At 57.4% G+C, this 380-nt stretch carries 1 protein-coding gene; it reads right to left on the reverse strand.

The window, feature by feature from the left end; genetic code table 11:
* A partial coding sequence (locus tag EOA29_RS42600) for a hypothetical protein (RefSeq protein WP_210213251.1) occupies nt 1-191 on the reverse strand: 191 nt, incomplete at its 3' end.
* Between the last annotated feature and the right edge of the window lie 189 nt (nt 192-380).

The following is a 380-nucleotide window of genomic DNA, read 5'->3' on the forward strand; positions in this document are numbered from 1 at the left end:
TTATCGAGGTTTGTGAACTCCAAGTCGAGCACCCCGGACTCGAAATGACGGGGGTTGGCATAAACAGAGGGTGGTACTACCGCGTCGGCAATGACGGGATTTGGCAGCGTGAAGTTCACCCGGAGCAATGTGACTGCGGGAACGATGTCGTACACCTTCGCCACATATCTTCGCTGCACATCGTCGAGCATTATCTCAATGCTCCCAACGAATTTACATGAGAAGTCCATTTTCGACAGCGCAAGGGTTGCTATACGCGGCCGGCATGAGGAAGTCCGACTGTGTTGCTAGGGGCACTTGATCGGGGCCCACTAGCACCCCCAACCCCCGCCACCGACAAATCTCGGGGGGGGCAGATGCCCCGGGGGCGCCTCTACTTG

It is taken from the genome of Mesorhizobium sp. M1E.F.Ca.ET.063.01.1.1, from assembly GCF_003998155.1.
Taxonomy (GTDB): Bacteria; Pseudomonadota; Alphaproteobacteria; order Rhizobiales; family Rhizobiaceae; genus Mesorhizobium.